The organism is Rhodanobacter aciditrophus (assembly GCF_042679525.1).
GTDB classification, from domain to species: domain Bacteria; phylum Pseudomonadota; class Gammaproteobacteria; order Pseudomonadales; family Marinomonadaceae; genus Marinomonas; species Marinomonas aciditrophus.
On sequence record NZ_JBHTMN010000006.1, the window covers coordinates 119,041 to 136,699 of the forward strand.

General features: G+C 46.1%; 19 protein-coding genes. 12 read left to right on the forward strand and 7 right to left on the reverse strand.

Annotation, left to right across the window (positions count from 1 at the left end):
- Positions 1–2: 2 nt before the first annotated feature.
- Positions 3–578, reverse strand: a complete 576-nt coding sequence (locus ACFQ45_RS05275) for a sigma-70 family RNA polymerase sigma factor (RefSeq protein WP_377365938.1) — start codon at positions 576–578, stop codon at positions 3–5.
- 159 nt (positions 579–737) lie between these two features.
- On the opposite strand from ACFQ45_RS05275, the gene ACFQ45_RS05280 reads away from it, so the two are divergent.
- The 9 genes from ACFQ45_RS05280 to ACFQ45_RS05320 all read left to right on the forward strand — a co-directional run bounded on the left by ACFQ45_RS05280 (position 738) and on the right by ACFQ45_RS05320 (position 7,479).
- Complete coding sequence (locus ACFQ45_RS05280) at positions 738–1,187, forward strand: nuclear transport factor 2 family protein (RefSeq protein ID WP_377365939.1); 450 nt, start codon at positions 738–740, stop codon at positions 1,185–1,187.
- A 1-nt stretch (position 1,188) separates the two neighbouring features.
- On the forward strand, positions 1,189–1,944 hold the full coding sequence (locus ACFQ45_RS05285; protein ID WP_377365940.1) for an SDR family NAD(P)-dependent oxidoreductase: 756 nt from the start codon (positions 1,189–1,191) through the stop codon (positions 1,942–1,944).
- 17 nt (positions 1,945–1,961) lie between these two features.
- Positions 1,962–3,215: an NAD(P)/FAD-dependent oxidoreductase gene (locus ACFQ45_RS05290; protein ID WP_377365941.1), complete on the forward strand. Its 1,254-nt coding sequence runs from the start codon at positions 1,962–1,964 to the stop codon at positions 3,213–3,215.
- A complete protein-coding gene (locus ACFQ45_RS05295) occupies positions 3,215–3,994 on the forward strand; it encodes a DUF1365 domain-containing protein (RefSeq protein ID WP_377365942.1) in 780 nt (259 codons plus the stop codon). The genes ACFQ45_RS05290 and ACFQ45_RS05295 overlap by 1 nt, the downstream gene beginning before the upstream one ends.
- Positions 3,995–4,004: 10 nt before the next feature.
- Positions 4,005–5,261, forward strand: coding sequence for a class I SAM-dependent methyltransferase (locus tag ACFQ45_RS05300; RefSeq protein WP_377365943.1), 1,257 nt, complete (start codon positions 4,005–4,007; stop codon positions 5,259–5,261).
- Positions 5,262–5,290: 29 nt separating this feature from the next.
- Entirely contained in the window at positions 5,291–5,800 is a 510-nt protein-coding gene (locus ACFQ45_RS05305; protein WP_377365944.1) for a DUF2878 domain-containing protein, read from the forward strand.
- 4 nt (positions 5,801–5,804) lie between these two features.
- Positions 5,805–6,527, forward strand: coding sequence for a hypothetical protein (locus tag ACFQ45_RS05310; protein WP_377365945.1), 723 nt, complete (start codon positions 5,805–5,807; stop codon positions 6,525–6,527).
- A 9-nt stretch (positions 6,528–6,536) separates the two neighbouring features.
- Positions 6,537–7,070 (forward strand): DUF3833 domain-containing protein, encoded by a 534-nt coding sequence (locus ACFQ45_RS05315; RefSeq protein ID WP_377365946.1) that lies wholly within the window; start codon positions 6,537–6,539, stop codon positions 7,068–7,070.
- Positions 7,071–7,134: 64 nt separating this feature from the next.
- Positions 7,135–7,479 carry a DUF6164 family protein gene (locus tag ACFQ45_RS05320; protein ID WP_377365947.1) on the forward strand — a complete coding sequence of 115 codons (345 nt, stop codon included), beginning with the start codon at positions 7,135–7,137 and terminating at the stop codon, positions 7,477–7,479.
- A gap of 10 nt (positions 7,480–7,489) precedes the next feature.
- On the opposite strand, the gene ACFQ45_RS05325 is transcribed toward ACFQ45_RS05320, so the two are convergent.
- The gene (locus tag ACFQ45_RS05325; RefSeq protein WP_377365948.1) at positions 7,490–7,906 is read right to left on the reverse strand and encodes a CBS domain-containing protein; all 417 of its coding nucleotides are present in this window, start codon (positions 7,904–7,906) and stop codon (positions 7,490–7,492) included.
- A gap of 63 nt (positions 7,907–7,969) precedes the next feature.
- A complete protein-coding gene (locus tag ACFQ45_RS05330; RefSeq protein ID WP_377365949.1) occupies positions 7,970–8,944 on the reverse strand; it encodes a DMT family transporter in 975 nt (324 codons plus the stop codon).
- Positions 8,945–9,160: 216 nt separating this feature from the next.
- Here ACFQ45_RS05330 and rlmF point away from each other — a divergent pair, with 216 nt between their 5' ends.
- On the forward strand, positions 9,161–10,123 hold the full coding sequence (rlmF, locus tag ACFQ45_RS05335) for a 23S rRNA (adenine(1618)-N(6))-methyltransferase RlmF (RefSeq protein ID WP_377365950.1): 963 nt from the start codon (positions 9,161–9,163) through the stop codon (positions 10,121–10,123).
- Positions 10,124–10,198: 75 nt separating this feature from the next.
- Complete coding sequence (locus ACFQ45_RS05340; protein WP_377365951.1) at positions 10,199–10,921, forward strand: 1-acylglycerol-3-phosphate O-acyltransferase; 723 nt, start codon at positions 10,199–10,201, stop codon at positions 10,919–10,921.
- Here the strand turns inward: ACFQ45_RS05340 and ACFQ45_RS05345 are convergent.
- Both ACFQ45_RS05345 and ACFQ45_RS05350 read right to left on the reverse strand, forming a co-directional pair.
- Positions 10,918–12,282 carry a DUF3482 domain-containing protein gene (locus ACFQ45_RS05345; RefSeq protein ID WP_377365952.1) on the reverse strand — a complete coding sequence of 455 codons (1,365 nt, stop codon included), beginning with the start codon at positions 12,280–12,282 and terminating at the stop codon, positions 10,918–10,920. The two genes, ACFQ45_RS05340 and ACFQ45_RS05345, sit on opposite strands and share 4 nt — an antisense overlap.
- A 3-nt stretch (positions 12,283–12,285) precedes the next feature.
- Positions 12,286–13,512 carry a DUF2868 domain-containing protein gene (locus ACFQ45_RS05350; RefSeq protein WP_377365953.1) on the reverse strand — a complete coding sequence of 409 codons (1,227 nt, stop codon included), beginning with the start codon at positions 13,510–13,512 and terminating at the stop codon, positions 12,286–12,288.
- A 205-nt stretch (positions 13,513–13,717) separates the two neighbouring features.
- On the opposite strand from ACFQ45_RS05350, the gene ACFQ45_RS05355 reads away from it, so the two are divergent.
- Entirely contained in the window at positions 13,718–15,331 is a 1,614-nt protein-coding gene (locus ACFQ45_RS05355) for a methyl-accepting chemotaxis protein (protein WP_377365954.1), read from the forward strand.
- 62 nt (positions 15,332–15,393) lie between these two features.
- Here the strand turns inward: ACFQ45_RS05355 and lptG are convergent, their stop codons facing one another.
- Entirely contained in the window at positions 15,394–16,458 is a 1,065-nt protein-coding gene (gene lptG / locus ACFQ45_RS05360; RefSeq protein ID WP_377365955.1) for an LPS export ABC transporter permease LptG, read from the reverse strand.
- Positions 16,451–17,563 carry an LPS export ABC transporter permease LptF gene (gene lptF, locus ACFQ45_RS05365; RefSeq protein ID WP_377365956.1) on the reverse strand — a complete coding sequence of 371 codons (1,113 nt, stop codon included), beginning with the start codon at positions 17,561–17,563 and terminating at the stop codon, positions 16,451–16,453. The genes lptG and lptF overlap by 8 nt, the downstream gene beginning before the upstream one ends.
- Positions 17,564–17,659: the final 96 nt, after the last annotated feature.

Sequence of the window (17,659 nt, forward strand, 5' to 3'; positions counted from 1 at the left end):
GACTACCTCTTAATAAAAACGGATAACTTGTTTAATGCGAGACGCACACGAGATTTGACAGTGCCTAACGGCAATCCAAGTTCTTCGGAAGCTTCAGAATGGCTTTTACCTTCTAAATATACCTTCGACAATACTTGGCGTTGGTCACTGGGGAGCTGCATGAGCCCCTCCCGAATGCGAGTTTCATCGCGCTTCTGTTGTGCTTCCCTGAACGGATCGGCACTTTCATCCACCATCTCACTCCAAAAGCTCTCCGGATCGATGTCGCTTTGATAGCGTCCATTTTTACGCATGTAATCAATACGGGCGTTTCGAGCGATAGTGAAAACCCAAGTATTCAGTGATGCTGAAGATGGGTTATAAAGATGTGCTTTATTCCATAGGCGAATCATCACTTCTTGAGCAATGTCGTCAGCCATCAAATTAGATCCTGGATGCGACGCAAGACAAAACGCTCTGACACGGGGAGCATAGTGATCAAACAGACGTGTTAATGCCTGAGTGTCACGATTGTTCGCGACCCGTTCAATATCAGTTAGTAGAGATGTTTCTATCGTCGTATCAGAAACTGTATTCATCCTTTGCTCCAAACGTGCACTGGTAGCTTGGTGAGTGGAGGTATTCCGCTCAGTAAGTATACGCACTGAGCTATGTCATTGGATCAGTGATCTGATCGTTTTTTTTAAGCGTAGTTATAGGAACAAGGTAACACCATTTATCGCTAAGGGTAATTAACTATGTATCAAGCCGCTTCGGAGGAAAATTTAGCGCTCATTGAGCGTTTTAAATCCTTCTACAAGGATGTGAAGAATCCTCGATTGGATTCTATTGCGGATGTTTACTCTGCCAATATTAAGTTCAAGGACCCAGTTCATCAGATCACGGGGTTGGCTGAGTTGCATGCTTACTTATCGGCTATGTGTGAAAACGTCGAAAGTGGGCGTTTTGAATTTCTCGACCAGATGGTCGGGAAAGATACCGCATACATCAAGTGGAATATGTATTTTCGGCACCCAAAGCTTGGTAAAGAAACCATCGTCGTTCGTGGTATGTCTCAAGTTCAATTTGGTGAACGCATCTATTTCCATGAGGATGTCTACGACATGGGGCAAATGATTTACGAGCATGTGCCTGTATTGGGGTGGGCGGTAAAGCGACTCAAACAGAATTTAAGCACGGAGGATTAAGGTGACAGTGGAGCCTAGCCAAAAAACAGTTTGGATTACGGGGGCCAGTTCAGGTCTGGGGTACAGTCTTGCTCAAACTTACCTTCATAAGGGGTTTAAGGTCATCGCTTCGGCTCGTAAAGAGGGGCAGCTGGCTGAATTATCGAAGAGGTATCCTGAACAGTTGGAATTTTTAGCGTTTGATGTGGCCGATGAAGAGCAAGTCAGTGTCGTCAGCCAGCGTCTTGCGGAACTCACATCACGTTTAGATTGCGCCATTTTGAATGCAGGGACGTGCGAATACTTAAACATGGATGATCCGGATTGGTCCTTGTTTGAGCGGGTCAATGAAGTGAATTACATGGGAGTGGTGCGTTCCGTACGTGTCTGTTTACCATTATTAAAAGAGACACCCAATGCGCATTTGGTGGGAGTCAGCTCCCAAGCGGTTCAAGCGCCTTTTATTCGTTCGGAAGCCTATGGTGCGAGCAAAGCTGCAGTGCGCTATTTGATGGCTTCTTTGCGCTTAGATTTGGCGCCAGATGATATTGCTGTGACCTGCATTCTTCCCGGTTTTGTGGATACACCCCTGACACAAAAAAACGATTTTGATATGCCTTTCATCATGTCGTCTGACGAGGCCAGTGAACGGATCGTAAAAGCCATTGAAAAACGTGTATTTGAATACGCATTCCCTAAACGATTGACCGCAGTACTGGCGTTATCTCGCTGGATGCCCCATCTTTGGTTTAAGCGAAATGCTCGTACTGGTTCATAGAATAGGAAAAAAACTTCATGGACATAGCTGTTATCGGTACAGGAATCGCGGGCTTGACCGCGGCATATTTACTCAATAAACAACATTCAATCACAGTGTTTGAGCGTGACTCTCGCATTGGCGGACACACGGCTACAAAAGACGTAAAAGACGGTGATTCTGTCATTAAAGTGGACACTGGCTTCATTGTTTACAATGACTGGACTTACCCTAATTTTATCCGTCTGATGGAAGAGTTAGGGGTCACAACCAAACCGACCGAGATGAGCTTCAGTGTCAGTTGTCAGCGTACTGGATTAGAGTACGGCGGTAACAATTTAAATTCTTTGTTTGCCCAGCGTAAAAATATATTTAACTTGCCATTTCTAGGCATGCTGAAAGACATCATGGCGTTTAATAAAGCGGCCATTCAAGACTTGGACTCCGGCGTGTTGGATCCTGCTATTACTTTAGGAACCTATCTCAAGCAGAAAGGCTATGGTGAACTCTTCGCGAGTCATTATTTGATCCCTATGGGGAGCGCTATTTGGTCATCGACCTTGGAAGAAATGTTGGATTTTCCATTGGTGTTTTTTGTGCGCTTCTTCAAAAACCACGGTTTGTTGAGTGTGAATAATCGCCCTCAATGGCATGTGATCGAAGGTGGCTCAGCGGCCTACCTTAATCCATTGAGCTTGTCGTTTCAGCCAAACATTAAGCTTAATACCCAGATCACACGGGTAGAACGTCAGCCTGGCCAAGTCACCCTCCATTTTGAAAACCAAGAACCCCGTGTGTTTGATCATGTGGTGTTTGCGTGCCATAGCGATCAGGCGTTGGCTTTGCTCGGAGACGATGCCACTGACAAGGAAAAAGAGATCCTAGGGGCGATTCCATACCGCAGTAACGAGGTAGTGTTGCATACGGATACGTCCCTCATGCCTAAGGCAAAACTTGCTTGGTCGAGCTGGAATTACCACCTTGGTAAAGACACATCGAAGCCAGCCACTTTGAGCTACAACATGAACATCTTGCAGGGGTTTGATATCACAGAGAAAACCTATGTGGTAACTCTAAATAACACTGATGATATTGACCCTAAGAGCATTATTGGAACTTACCACTACGACCACCCCACGTTCACTTTAGAGGGGATTAATGCCCAAGAGCGTTGGGCAGAGATTAACCATGAGAATACCTGGTTTTGTGGCGCTTATTGGCGAAATGGTTTTCACGAAGATGGGTGTTGGAGTGGGGTGCGCGTTGCGAAGGCATTAGGTGTGGATTGGTAATGTCAGAACATTTAGCAAGCGCCATCTATACTGGGGTTGTGCGGCATCGTCGCTTTACCCCCCGCAATCATGATTTCACTTACAACGTGTACATGATGTATTTCGATTTGAGTGAAATCGAGCTGGTGCTTGGGAAGTCTGTTTGTTGGTCTAGCAAGTCTTGGCGTCCTGCTCGGTTTGTACGTGAGGATTACTTTGGCGACCCTAATATTCCATTGCAGGAAGCCGTCAGGGCAGAAGTTAATCGGCGGCTTGGAACTGAGCTCACTGGTCCAATTCGACTGCTCACAAATGCCCGTTATTTTGGTTATTTGATCAACCCAATCTCTGTTTATTACTGCTTTGACGAGCAGGAAAAATTGCAAGCCATGATGCTGGAAGTGACCAATACACCATGGGAAGAACGGGTGACTTACGTATTTTCCTGTGATCCAGCAAAGCATACTCAACGTACAAGAATAGACAAAACAATGCATGTGTCACCGTTTCATCCCATGGATCATTTCTACGATTGGCGTAGCACGGTCCCCGGTCAAAAAATTGCGATACATATGCAGAATAAAAAGCTAGATTCATTAGAGAATTGTGTTTTTGATGCAACCTTGTCACTTCGACGTGAGCCTATTTCATCGGGTAATTTGACGTCTATTTTGTGGCGTTATCCTTGGATGACAGCCAAGGTTGTATGGGGCATTTATTGGCAGGCGTTAAAACTGTTTATAAAGCGCGTGCCAGTTCATGACCACCCAAAACACAGTTCTGGACCTTCGTCTGATTAAGGGGCTGTTGATGATTAATTCCGTGAGTGCTAATAGAAACAGTAAGTCTACTTCCCGTTCCAGTGTCATGGATAAGGTGGCAAAAAGAGCGGTTTTGGCTTTGCTTAAGCGGTTAGAAATCGGACACTTAGTGGTGGAAGATGGGGATGAGCATTATACATTTGGTCAAGACCCAGCGCTCACCCAATACCATGCCCACATTACGGTAAAAGACCCGAGTGCCTACCGGGATGTGTTTTTTAACAGCAGCATCGGTTCCGGTGAAGCCTATATGAAAGGTGCATGGGTGACACCGGATTTGACCAATGTGATTCGACTTATGGTGGCGAACTTAAATGTCATCAATGAGGCGGATGCAAAGCGTCCTATTTGGTCCCGAATCGGCAGCAAACTGTTTCACTCTTTTAACGCCAATACTAAAGACGGTTCCCGTAAAAATATCTCAGCCCATTATGATCTTGGAAATGACTTTTTTGAATTGTTTCTAGATCCGACCATGATGTACTCCGCTGCTATTTACCCTAGTAAAGATGCCAGTCTTGAGGAAGCGGCAGTACACAAGTTAGATCGTATTTGCCAAAAGCTTGAATTGACCCCTGATGATCATCTATTAGAAATCGGTACTGGCTGGGGCGGCATGGCGATTCATGCGGCGAAACACTATGGTTGTCAGGTGACCACGACGACCATCTCAAAAGAGCAATATGATTACGCCAAAGCCCGAGTGGTTTCAGAGGGGTTGGAAGGGCAGATTACTCTTCTACTCGAAGACTATCGCGATCTGACCGGCCAATACGATAAGTTGGTCTCCATTGAGATGATCGAGGCAGTGGGTCACGAGTATTACGACAGCTACTTCAAAAAATGCAGTGACTTATTAAAGCCCCACGGTTTGATGGCAATCCAAGCCATCACCATTGCCGATCAACGTTATGACTATGCCCGTAAATCAGTGGATTTTATTCAGCGTTATATCTTCCCAGGTGGTTGCTTGCCTTCTAATGCGGTCATTGCGGATAAGGTTTCCAATAAGACAGACATGCAGATCGTACAATTGGAAGACATTACTGAGCATTATGCGGACACTCTGATGCATTGGCGTGAGCGTTTTTTCGAGCGATTGGAGGTTGTGAAGCAGCAGGGCTTTGACGACGTATTTTGCCGTATGTGGGAGTTCTATCTGGCTTATTGTGAAGGTGGATTCCGGGAACGGGCCATCAGTACAGGGCAGTTTGTCTTCGCGAAACCGAATTATCGGTTCCGTTAATTTCAATTGCTAAACGATCGGAGGCCCCAATGAAGTCTTTGGTCAACGCCGCCGCTTTCCAAGTGTTTTGGTTTGCCTGTGTGTTAGGCGGAGATAATTGGAGTGTTGCGGCGATTATTTTGTACTTTGTGTTTCACCACTTTTACTTTGTGGAACACTCATCTGAATGGTATTTGATCGCACTTTTTGTGGTGCTCGGTATCCTCCTTGACGGTGCCTTGATGTTCGGGGGCTGGTTGGAGATGCCTCACTCGTTATGGTCACTATCGATTCCGCCACCATGGCTGTTAGGGCTTTGGGCTGGCGTGGGTTCTTTGTTTTTCCATTGTCTCTATTGGGGACAACGTTACCCATGGGTATTAAGTGGCTTGGCGGCTATTTCTGCGCCAGCCAGTTATGTTTTAGGGGCAGATTTAGCAGAAGTGTCATTAGCGGAGCCTATGATTGAGACTTTATTGCTGATGGCATTTATTTGGTTTTGGGTGGTGCAAATAGGTGTCTTTGGTGTTCGTCTCGTAGAATCAAAGCGACAAGGTTGATGTTATGAAAGCTCGAGCTATCTCACTATTTTTATTGGTCTTTTCGAGTGTGGTTTCGGCAAACAGCCAACCCTCTCAAGAAGTCATCGGCAAAGCCTATGATCTAGACAGCGGTGACCTCTTATACGTGGAACGGCATCGTTATCTTGCCAATAAAACCCACGAAGTACGTTATTTCGACCCGGATGGAAAGCCCTTTGCGCGTAAGGTATTGGATTACAGTGTGTCAGAGAACGCTCCTTCTTTTGAGCAGCGGAATGATTTGCGTGGGGAGTGGATTCAAGTCACCGATGACGGTGATGAGCTGCTGTTGAAGTACCAAGAAAAAACCGGTGAAACCGTCTTCGATAAACGCTTTGATTTGTCTGATAACCTGCTGGTGGATGCCGGTTTTGATCGCTATGTGAAAAACAATTGGCAGGCGTTGAATGCCGGCAGTAGCGATATGTCCATCGAGTATTTAGTGCCTAGTAAGCTTACCACTGTAGGCTTTAATGTCAGTAAAGTGGATTGTTTGCCAGAGACCCCAAAGGGTGCCGTATGTTTTGCTATTGCACCTCAGTCTTGGTGGGTCTCACTCGCAGTTGACCCCATCATAGTGGCCTATGATGTCAGCTCAAGAAACCTGTTACGTTTTAATGGGCGCGGCAATATTGCCAGTGCTCAAGGTAAGTACCAATCTGTTGATATTCGTTACGAATACCCAGAGAAACTGGCGCAAAACTAGGAGTTCGTTATGAGCCGTTTATTCGTCCTGTTGCTGTCTTTAGCCGTCCTGTCTGGATGCTCATCCACCACAGTGGAGCAGTACGCAGATAATCGTCCAATATTTGATGTGACGTCTTTTTTTGATGGGGAATTAACGGCCCATGGGATTTTAAAAGATCGTAGTGGCGAAGTAACACGCTACTTTTCCGCTGATTTAAAGGGCCACTGGGAAAACGGAGTTGGCACCCTAGAAGAGTGGTTTGTTTTTGATGATGGTGAGCGTCAGGAGCGAACTTGGACGTTAACGCCTAATGGAGATGGTACTTACACTGCTACGGCAGGGGACGTGGTCGGCTCGGGACTGTTGAAAACCTCTGGTAATGCCTTGTTTATGAAGTACGTGTTACAGGTCCCCTATAATGGCGACACCATAGATGTGAACGTGGATGATCGTATGTATCGTGTGAGTCCTGATGTGGTGATGAACGAGTCAGTCTTAACTAAATTTGGCTTCGAGGTGGGGTATCTCACCCTTACTATCATTAAGGCCCCCAGTGAATGAGCGACAAGCCCTAAGGCATTTGTTAACCTTGCGCCCTTTAGTGTGGCTTTGATTAGGTGAGTGAGTGGCGCAGTTAGTTTTTCGATTAAAAAATGTTCCTGATGCAGAAGCGGATGATATTCGTGAGTTGCTAGCGGAGCATGACATTGAGTTTTACGAAACCACTGCTGGCCGCTGGCAAATCTCCATGGCCGGCATTTGGGTGCGGGATGTGGAACAAGCCAAACTGGCCAAACAATTAATTGCCGAAGATCAAGCTCAACGTGCGGGTACAGCAACGCCCATTTCTGCATTGGATTGGGTTCGTGGCGCATTGAGTCACGCTCGACAAAATCCCGTGGAGTTTATTTTTACACTGATCGCAGTGCTGTTTGTACTTGCGATCAGTGTGTTCCCCTTCATCATCTAATGGGCAGTTCCTACACTGGGACGCAATGTTCTTGGCCCTGTAGCAGTGCCGTCATGACTTGGCGGCGATTCACAATTCCGATTAAACGGCCCTCTTCCACCACGGGATAGATCTTAGGTTTGTTGTCTGTCATAAGTTTTGCTACCTGCATGATTTGCTGGCTCGGTGTCAGGTAGAGCACGTCCTCACTCATCAAGCTAGAGATGTCCTTGGCGCTATGGCAGTAATACACCGCCTGCATAAGTGGCTCCAATAAGTCCTGTTCTGAAATGAACCCAATTAAATTATCGTAGCGATCCGTGACTGGCGCGCCGCTGAGTTTGTGAGCCGCAAGTTGACGAGCGCAGTCGTCAATGCGCGTGGTGGGGTAAACGTGGAATGTGTCTCGAGACATAATGTCCCGGACGGTTAAGGCGTCGAAACTCATAAATCCCCCGCATTTCACTGGTTGTGTCCTTTCAGTGTAGCGGGGGTTTATGGATTTGCGTATTTAAGCGTGGGAAGTTTTTAGTTTATCGAGTGCGGCTTGGCGTTTGTTCAGCGAGGCCGTTAGGAACTGTACGATAATAGCCGCTGCCACCACTAAGCCCATTCCAAATAAACTCAAGCTGTCAGCATTAGAAGAAGTGATGACCCCTTGCCACCAACCGAATGTAACAGCCGCCTCAGTAAAGATAAAAGCTACCACGGGGGTCAAAGCAATGGATGCACTGACTTGTACGGTTTGCCAGTAGTTCATGGCTTGGGCAAAGGCACCGTAAGCCACAATGGTATTTAAGCAGCAAAATGCGGCAACCAAGGTTTGATTCAGATCCATTTCTAATAGGGCAGAAGGGGAAGTGAAAGGAAACATGACCACTAATGCATACAGATAGATACCGAGTAATATATTGGTGCTCGACAGGATTTTAAACAGTGACTTTTGTAATAGGGCATAAAGACACCAAGCACTGGCTGACAACTGCACGATTAGAAAACCGACCAGTACATTGTTTGAGCTACCTGCCCCTTGTCCTGTTAATACAGGGTGAAAAAAGGTCAGCATACCAATGCCGAGAACCACAAAGCAGGCCCACTGTTGCCAGCGAACTTTTTCTTTGAAAAAGACTAGGCCGCCAAGTGCGAGGAATAGAGGGGCCACTTGAAAACTCAGTTGTGCGGAACCCGGATGCAAATAATCCAAGCTCCAGACAAAACTGCTGTAATTGATGATCAGAAAGCTGCCGGCGGCAAAAAGGGTTAGCCATTGCTTACGAGTAAGCTTGGTAAACTCTCGCAAAGCTCCCCGTTGCCATTGCCATAAGAGCAGTATGAGTCCCGCCACGGAAAAGCGTAGCCAAGTTAGTGTCACTGGGTCCGAAAACCCACCTGACAACTTCAGCGCAATGGGGAGGGTGCTCCAAAATACAACACAGATGGTGCTGAAGAATAATCCGTACAGGAAGATTTGTCGTCCTGTTAGCATTGGGAACCTCCTTTGCGTTGGGTAATAGAAGAGGTTTAGCTTGGCGGGGGAGAAGATTTTTATCCAATGCATAATGCTTCTAATTATTATGCGTATTATGGAAAACGCTTAATAAGGTGAATGAAGGCATCTTTTGCATTGGTTTTTTACTTCCGGTTAAAAGTCTTTAGAATAGGCTGCTCGAATTCAGATTCTTCCATTTGGTCACATTCCCTTATGAAAACGGTTAAAAACGACAATAAGTTAAAGCTTCATCCGCGTAACCCTCATCGTGCGCGGTACAACTTTGCTTTGCTGGCTGACTCTTGCCCAGAGCTGGCCCCGTTTATTCAGTTGAACCGTTATGGCTCTGAGACCATCGACTTTTCAAATCCTGATGCGGTAAAAATGCTTAACAGAGCCTTGTTAGTGCATTTTTACGGTGTGCTGTTTTGGGATATTCCAGAAGGCTATTTGTGCCCGTCTATTCCGGGGCGTGCTGATTACATTCATTACCTTGCGGATTTATTAGCTCAGAGCAATGATGGCACTATTCCCCGTGGGCGTAGTGTGCAGGCATTAGATGTAGGGACAGGTGCGAATTGCGTGTATCCCATTATTGGTTCCCAGGAGTATGGCTGGCAATTTGTAGGCACGGACGTCAACCCTGTGGCGGTGCAGTCGGCAAGCACCGTAGTGCAGGCGAATTCCAGTTTGAAAAAGCGTATCAAGATCCGTCAACAAGCGGATGGTGAACATATTTTTGCTGGGGTTTGGCAAACTGGGGAGTGCTTTGATGTGACCCTTTGCAACCCACCGTTTCACAGCAGTGAAAGTGCTATGTCTTCTGAAAATAAGCGCAAATGGCGTGGGTTGGAGTCTAAAGAAGATGCCAAAAAAGGCACCTTGAACTTTGGCGGTCATGGCCCTGAGCTTTGGTATGAAGGGGGCGAGACAGGCTTTATTACGCGCATGATTGAAGAAAGTGTTGCGGTAAAAGAGCAGTGCTTTTGGTTCACCAGCTTAGTAGCGCGTAAGGACAATCTTAAACGTCTCTATCAAGCACTAAAGCAGGCTGGGGCCACGGATGTAAAAACCATAGAAATGTCTCAAGGGCAAAAAATCAGTCGTTTTATTGCATGGACCTTCTTAGAGCCGAATCAAATGGACTTTTGGCGTGATACTCGCTGGCGTAAGTAGTCAGTTTATTTGACGATCTTCGTATTTCAGTAAACACTTAATCCATAAAAAGATTCCTTATATAAAGGTGACGTGATGATAGCGATTGTCAGGCTAATCATTCTATTTTGTTTGATCATCCTTGTGACGGCCTATGGCCTTCTGCTTTGTCTTGTTTTAGGTCGTTCGAAAGATCGTGTGTATTACGTGGCAAAAACTTTCTCTCCGGTGGCGCGTTTATTCGGACTGTCTGTTACCAAGCATGTGTCCTATAAGAGCTTGGATGTGAAGCAAGCTGTGTATGTTGCGAACCATCAAAATAATTATGACCTATTTACCTTCTCCCATGTGGTGCCCCATGGGGTAGTGACCGTAGGTAAAAGCTCATTACGTTGGTTGCCATTCTTTGGGTGGTTGTATTGGGCCAGTGGTAATTTTTTGATTCATCGACATGACCGCAATAAGGCGATTGCTACCATCAGCGAGATTGTCGATAACATGCGTGAGACAGGCTTGTCCATTTGGATGTTTCCCGAGGGGACTCGTAGCCGGGGAAGGGGTTGGCTGCCTTTTAAGCGCGGCGCCTTCCATGCGGCGATTCAGGCACAAGTCCCTATCATTCCCATCGTCTGCAGCTCTACCCATAAACAGGTGTCTCTGAACCGTTTAGATAATGGTCCTGTGAAGGTAGAGATCATGGATCCTATCTTTACCGAGGGACTTACCGACGCAGATATTCCCGATTTAGTGGCTCGCTGCGAGTCGCTCATGCAAGCTAAGCAAGCGGAAATGGACCTTGAGCTGGAGCGAAAGCGCTAGTTCTTGGTGCTTAAGTGCGAAATTTCCTTGGTTAAGCTCTCAATTAGCTCGTGACGAGGGAGTGGGTCTGTCTCGTCCAATGCTTGCCATTCGGTCCTTTGAGCAAGCTTTTTAAACAGCTTGTCTAATCGTCCTATGTCCTCTTTTGAAGGTATTACCTCGTTCTTAGTTTGGAAAGCAACTTGAGCCGCATGGCCTCGGTGATGGAGATGGTTGATCAATTCCGTACCGCGATAGAGCAGGGCAATCAAAGTACCACTATTAGCGGCTAATACGGCACGGTTACGCAGCTTATTCACTAAACTGGCTTTGAAAGATTGACCTGTCTGCCAGCCTGCACCCAGCAATGCCCCTAATGTTGTGGCCGTACCTAAGGTTAACCCAGCGCTAAGAATATCGATGCCTGCCCCGATTGCGGCCCCCGTAGCGGCGACTGTAGTGGTTTGGATGCCCCAGCTTTTGAGGGTTTGCGCATCAAATAGATCTTGTTCCCATTGGTGGCCATCAATGTCCAAGTTCTGTAAGGCTACATCACTGGGTTGAAAGTCATAAATGGCTAAGCACTGCTGGATAAAATGCTCTTCTTGGATACGGATTTTGGATTCAAATTCTAGCTGGTCTTGGGGTGACGGTTTGGCGCTGGCACACAAGTGTTGGTAAGTGGCACAGCTGATAAGGGTGCTGGCTAATTGGTTCTGAGCTCTCTGTAAACGCTGTTGGGCATCCTGTTGGCGTTGGCTAATTAATGACTGCAAGGCATCGTAATGATCTGGGGAAAGGCTCTGCAGGGTTTGATAAAGCTTACGTTCATCAGCAAAGTAAAATGCGACCGTATCGTAGCGTACATGGGCGTGAAGTTGGCGTTCAGCAAGACATTGTTTCCAAGTATCCAAATGACTCGGCTCACCATTACAGAAGTTAAGTATGGGCACAATAGGCTTATTGGCGCAGGCGAGTATGTCTAATTCATTAAGGTATTTTTCTAATGGAGCTTGGCGTAAGTCGATGAGGTAAAGGGTGATATCGCATTGAGGTAGCTGGTTTAGAATCTTAAATTCTTGATCAAAGTGCTCTGTAAGGGCCCCATCAGTGATGATTTGCTCTAACCATTGTTGGTTGGTTTGCTGGTCATAGGGGGCCATGCGGCGGGTTTGCCAAAGCCCCATGGAGTCTTCAAACCCAGGTGTATCAATCAACCTTAGTAAGGTTTCACCCTTAACAGATAACGGGATTTCTTCCACATGGCGAGTGGTGCCAGAACGGTTGTCCACCTCGCCAAAACGTCTGTCGCGCATCAAGGTGCGAATGAGGGAGGTTTTTCCTGTGTTGGCATGACCAACGATCAATAGTGAAATAGCCATTGTTTATTCAACCAACCTTTGAATCTTACTGTGTTCAATGCCTACTTTTATGAGTGCTTGCTGCCAATCACTGCAAAAGGTCGCCCCCACCAAATAGTAGTGGGTGTCTGTGGCTTGAGTCTGTGCCATAAAGCGAAGACTGCCGCGGTCCGGACTAGTTTGGCTGTCTATTATCAGGGCAGCAGGATGTTCAGCTGCTAAAAAGCCTTTTTGCTCATCGAGGGAGTTTATGTGTAAACAAGCGTGTGACGTTATTGTGCTGGGTTTAGGGTTGCTCCACTCAAATAAATAGCAGGTGAGCTCCTTTGGAATCTGTTTGACCGAAGGTATTGATGGGTTGCCATTGAGTGCTTGGTGTTTTGATGGGGAGCTAAAGTCAGGGTCGATGATATGGCTTTTAGGGGATGGCTCAAGCTGACTAGAGGAACGTGTACTCAAGAAACGTGTGTGTGCAAGGCGGTAATTTAAGTGGCAAATCAAGTACAAGATACCTCGTACCAAGACGCCGTAAATCATTACGCAGGCCAGTAGCCAGATGGCCCACATTTGTCGTAAGGACTCTGATTGAACTGCCGCTGACAATTGACTTTGCTGGATATCACTCAGGCTTGGAACCGGGATTCCCACCAACCCCGGAAGGACACTCAAACCATGGGTGAGGGCTGCAAAGTCATTGCTGGTGAGCAGTGTTGTTTCCCAGACAAAGTGTACTTGGTGGGTCATGAGGAAGAATAAAACACTGGTCAGGCCCCCTAGAAGGTAGGCTCCCCAAAAACCATGTATGAGCCGAGCTCCGAGCCATTTCGCACGGTTTCCAGTGATTCGCATCTGGAGAAAAGCGTCAAATATCAATGAAGGGACATTTAATCGTGGTGCAAGGTGTTTTGACATGGACGTCAAAATTGAGGTGCTGTAGGGTGTTTTACGATGGTTAACTATAAGGCTGATGCTCCATAGGGCTAGACTAAAAAAGTGTGCTCCTAGTAATACCCCAAGCAGCCAAAAGATATTGATTTTTTGGCTGCCCGACGTATCGAATGTCATGGGGGCTGCCAGCATACCGACTAAGAAAAAAATTAGACTCATGCCCCATTGAAAGCTTCGCATATTTGTCACTAACTTGGAGTAGGCTAGCACCGCATTCTCATTAGAGATTGCTAGGGACGATTGGCCTTTTGTGGAGTGCAACGTTTTCAGTAGCACGGAGCGTTCTTGGACAGAGATGGTCATCTAGACAGTATCCTTAGTCATCATGACAGATAGTGACACTCGCTGAGCATAATAGTGCCAGAAAGTGTAACAACAGGAGCCCGTCATTGGCGAACTGTAAATGACCAAGGGGAAAGTGTGTGCAATTGTTATTTCAAATTGATTCGCCAAATCGTACTACTCTAATATTCATACATTCTAAATAATCAGTAAGGTTGGAACTGATATGCGTTTAAATTCTATTCGCTCAAAGGTCACTGCACCCATTGCGTTACTCGGCATCATATTAATTGGGGTGTTTTTATCTTTTTTATCCATTGTCGGGATGCAAAAGGAGCAAATGGCCGTTCAGTCTGAACGCTATTTTGCCGCAGCAAACTATGTGCTAAACGCTGACCGAGATATTTACCAAGCCTTAGTTGGACGCAATGGCATTCTAAATAAACAGGGTGATTATGATTCTAACCTTGCGGACTTTGAAGAAAATGCCCAACAAGTTAAAGACCGCTTTCAACTTTATCGTGGTGCTTTAGCAGGGGAAGCAAATTTACTGAAGTCATTTTCGAACTTTGATGGACTATTTAACCAGTGGCTAAAAGCCGAGCGTGCCTTGATTGCCAGTGCTAAAACGGGCACGGTCAATAATGCTGCAATAGCCTCTACTGATGCATTGTTTTCCGATATTCGCGATGTTCTCGATGTGGCTGGAGAGGCTGTGAGCAAGCGTGCCCAAGAGTCCCAAGCTGAAACCATGGCGACTATCCAATCCCTACAGAATGTTGTGTTGGTGATCATTGTTGCGGCCTTAGTTGTTGCGGCAGTAAGCGGCTACATCGTGCCAAAACGTTTGAATCGCCGTGTCTCCAACCTAGCCAATCGTATTAAAGAAATCGCTGAAGGTGACGGGGATTTGACCCTGCGTATCAATTCCACTGCAAAGGATGAATTGGGCGATCTAGCCCATGAATTCGACACTTTCGTTGAGCGTTTAAGGGGTATTATTGGTAGTGTTCATCAGCAGTCAAACTCCCTTGGTGGTATGACTAACGACCTTAATCAGGCTTCAGAGCGCACTGCGGGTATTACCACGACTTTAGTGAATGCCTCTAACTCGATCGTGAGTGCTGCCCATGAGATGAGTATGTCTAACCAGCAGATGGCAGATGTGGCAACTAATACAGCGCACGAAGCACAGAACTCTAGTGAACTAGCAGATCAAGGTATTAGTGCTGTGAATACTTCCCAGTCTGCCATCTCCAACTTGGTCAATGACATTAATGATGCTTTAGGTCGCTCTTCTGAATTGGAGCGTAGCTCTGAGGCCATTGCGTCTGTGTTGGAGGTGATTCGTAACATTGCTGAGCAAACCAACCTATTGGCGCTCAACGCTGCGATCGAAGCGGCCCGTGCTGGCGAACAAGGTCGAGGCTTTGCGGTGGTGGCAGATGAAGTCCGTACTTTGGCCACCCGCACACAAGACAGCACCAACGAAATCGAGTCAATGATTGAGCAGTTGAAGGTGAACGTTCGTGAATCCTCTAAAGCGATTCAGAACAGCCGTTCAAACGCGGATACCACAGTGTCTAATTTTGATGATGTGATTCGTATTTTCGGGGAGTTACAGGAATCTTTCGCTAAGGTTCAGGATATGGCGGCTCAAACTGCTCAAGCCACTCAAGAGCAATCTACCGTATCAAATGAGATTAACGAAAACCTATCTGCGATGCAGTCTCAGACAGAGCAGGTTCAAAGTGTTTCGGATCTAGTGCAAGAGCATTCTCGCCACATCCGCAATTTATATAAGGAACTGGATCGCCAAGTGGGCAGCTTTAAAGTCTAGTGATCCATGACTGATAAAAAAACCGCCATTTGGGCGGTTTTTTTTATGGCATTCAAAGAGTGTTAGTTACGTTTCTTTAGTAAATAAAGCCCTGCAGCCAAACACACAAGAATAGGTATCAATATACCAAGCAAAGGTGGTAATGAACTGACTAAACTCATGCGCCCGGTGATGTACAAAGAATTTTGGAACAGCAATCCGATTAAGACACCAGAAAAGATCCGAGCCCCCATGGTCGAAGATCGTAATGGGCCAAATATGGTGGAGATGGCCACAATGACCAGTGCTAATGAAGATAAGGGGCGGAACACCTTATTCCAGAACTCTAACTCGTAGTTGCCCGTGTTTAATCCCTGTTGCTGCAAAAATTGGGCGTACTGATTTAATTGAGTCAGGGAGAGGCTATCCGGTTCCTGGGTCGATAAATACAGATAATCTGATTTTAGAGTGGAGGTCCATCTTTCTTCTTTTTGAGTGTTGGTTTCAATTCTGTCCTCGTAAAAAGAAGAGGATTTAATATCCTGCAATAACCATTCGCTGTCGTTTACTTGTATAGCTGTTTTAGCCGTTTTGATGGATTTAAGCTGGTCATCAGAGCGGTCATAAATGGTGATCTTGTAAAGCGTTCCGTCTTGATCTGCAGCATCGATGTAAACATAGTCGGTGTCAGTTTTAAGCCAGCTGCCACCTGTGATGGAAAAACTGCTGGCTGCGCGTCCAGATTGTAGCTTATCTACTAAATTTGCCTTCTGCTCCGCAATAGGGGAAACAAACTCTGCGATAAGTAATCCCATAAGGGATAGGAGCAGTATAGGTTTACAAGCGGATAAGCCGATCCGCCATAAAGGGATACCAGCGGCACGCATGACGGTGATCTCTGAGGTCGAAGCCAATGCCCCAAGGCCGATTAAGGTGCCAATGAGAGATGATACCGGAAGGTACTCAGCCAGCTTGCCTGGCAAGCGTAGCGCTAAGACCTCCATCAAAATGGCGGTGGTGTATTGCTCGTTGATTTTTTTTACTTCGTCAATAAAGGTAATCGCAAAATCCAACCCCAATAGGACAAATGCCACCAAGCAAACCGCCATCAACACGCTGTTGCCAATATATCGATCCAGTTTACCCATGGTTGCCTCCCTGTTGCGGTAATCTCGCACTCCGGCGACTAAAAGCTTGGTTAAACATTAAAAAGGTATAAGCACCGATTACAGCAAATATGGCATGTATCCACCATAAACCAAATTGGATTGGGATCTCTTGTTTTTCCAGTGCGGTTTTCCCCCAGATCAACATACCTAAATAAGTAATCATCAAAACAATCGCTGGCAGCATTTTAAAGAACCGCCCTTGGCGCGGGTTAACTTGGCTTAATGACAAGCCGATTACACCAAGTATGGGTACTATCACCACGAGGCTGATACGCCACTGTAATTCAGCAATGTGCTTGGGATTATCTGACTGCAGTAAAAAGGTTGTCGGTAACGCGTATTCTGCGGTGATATCTTTTGGTGGAGTATCTTCTAAACGCAGCGCATAGGTCTCAAATGTCGTAATGCGAAAGTTCGCTTGCCCTGGCGTGCCTTCATAGCGAGTACCATCTTTTAACACCAGATACTGCAAATTGTTATGGTCTGGTAAACGGACAATCTCTGCATAATGGGCAATGGTTTGGGTGGGGACTTGTTGATTATTACGAGTTGAAATGTCGGATAAAAAGACGTTTTCCATCCAGCCTTCGCCGGAGGTGATTTGTTCTACATAGGTGGTTTTTTGTCCGGAGCCTTCAAATTTACCTGGCTGAATGAGATCAAATGCGGTGAGTTGATCTTGCTGTCGATAGATCTCTTGCACCTTGTATTCAAATGATGGGGACATCCAAAAATTAATAACAGCAGAAATTCCTGTCACAAATAGCGCAATACTCAGAGTGTAAACTCCAAGTTTCATCTTACTCACACCACTGGCGAACAAGATCGACATTTCGTTTTCAATGTACAAACGTCCATAGGCCAATAGCAAAGATAAGAAAAATGCTAAAGGGAGGATCATTTGAATAAAGCTAGGAATATGCAATCCTAGAATAATAAAGAGAAAATCGAAGCTCATTTTGCCGTCCGCAACACGACCTAAATAGTTAACGATACGGCCGCTTAAGATGACAAGAAGTAGTATGAAGGTGACCGCTGCGGTTGACACCAACACTTCTTTAGCCAAGTATCTGAATAGTTTCAAAGGAACCTCTTCTGGAGTTCTAGCGTGACTTCAGGCAAACGCTACGTTTTGCAGCCAATATTATCTCGATAGTTGCGGACGGTAGCCAGTATTTTT

Bases quoted from the DNA above. Each gene is read 5' to 3' on its own strand.
- ACFQ45_RS05275 (WP_377365938.1), bottom strand. From the start codon at position 578: ATGAATACAGTTTCTGATACGACGATAGAAACATCTCTACTAACTGAT.
- ACFQ45_RS05280 (WP_377365939.1), top strand. From the start codon at position 738: ATGTATCAAGCCGCTTCGGAGGAAAATTTAGCGCTCATTGAGCGTTTT.
- ACFQ45_RS05290 (WP_377365941.1), top strand. From the start codon at position 1,962: ATGGACATAGCTGTTATCGGTACAGGAATCGCGGGCTTGACCGCGGCA.
- ACFQ45_RS05295 (WP_377365942.1), top strand. From the start codon at position 3,215: ATGTCAGAACATTTAGCAAGCGCCATCTATACTGGGGTTGTGCGGCAT.
- ACFQ45_RS05300 (WP_377365943.1), top strand. From the start codon at position 4,005: ATGATTAATTCCGTGAGTGCTAATAGAAACAGTAAGTCTACTTCCCGT.
- ACFQ45_RS05305 (WP_377365944.1), top strand. From the start codon at position 5,291: ATGAAGTCTTTGGTCAACGCCGCCGCTTTCCAAGTGTTTTGGTTTGCC.
- ACFQ45_RS05310 (WP_377365945.1), top strand. From the start codon at position 5,805: ATGAAAGCTCGAGCTATCTCACTATTTTTATTGGTCTTTTCGAGTGTG.
- ACFQ45_RS05315 (WP_377365946.1), top strand. From the start codon at position 6,537: ATGAGCCGTTTATTCGTCCTGTTGCTGTCTTTAGCCGTCCTGTCTGGA.
- ACFQ45_RS05325 (WP_377365948.1), bottom strand. From the start codon at position 7,906: ATGAGTTTCGACGCCTTAACCGTCCGGGACATTATGTCTCGAGACACA.
- ACFQ45_RS05330 (WP_377365949.1), bottom strand. From the start codon at position 8,944: ATGCTAACAGGACGACAAATCTTCCTGTACGGATTATTCTTCAGCACC.
- rlmF (WP_377365950.1), top strand. From the start codon at position 9,161: ATGAAAACGGTTAAAAACGACAATAAGTTAAAGCTTCATCCGCGTAAC.
- ACFQ45_RS05340 (WP_377365951.1), top strand. From the start codon at position 10,199: ATGATAGCGATTGTCAGGCTAATCATTCTATTTTGTTTGATCATCCTT.
- ACFQ45_RS05345 (WP_377365952.1), bottom strand. From the start codon at position 12,282: ATGGCTATTTCACTATTGATCGTTGGTCATGCCAACACAGGAAAAACC.
- ACFQ45_RS05350 (WP_377365953.1), bottom strand. From the start codon at position 13,512: ATGACCATCTCTGTCCAAGAACGCTCCGTGCTACTGAAAACGTTGCAC.
- ACFQ45_RS05355 (WP_377365954.1), top strand. From the start codon at position 13,718: ATGCGTTTAAATTCTATTCGCTCAAAGGTCACTGCACCCATTGCGTTA.
- lptG (WP_377365955.1), bottom strand. From the start codon at position 16,458: ATGGGTAAACTGGATCGATATATTGGCAACAGCGTGTTGATGGCGGTT.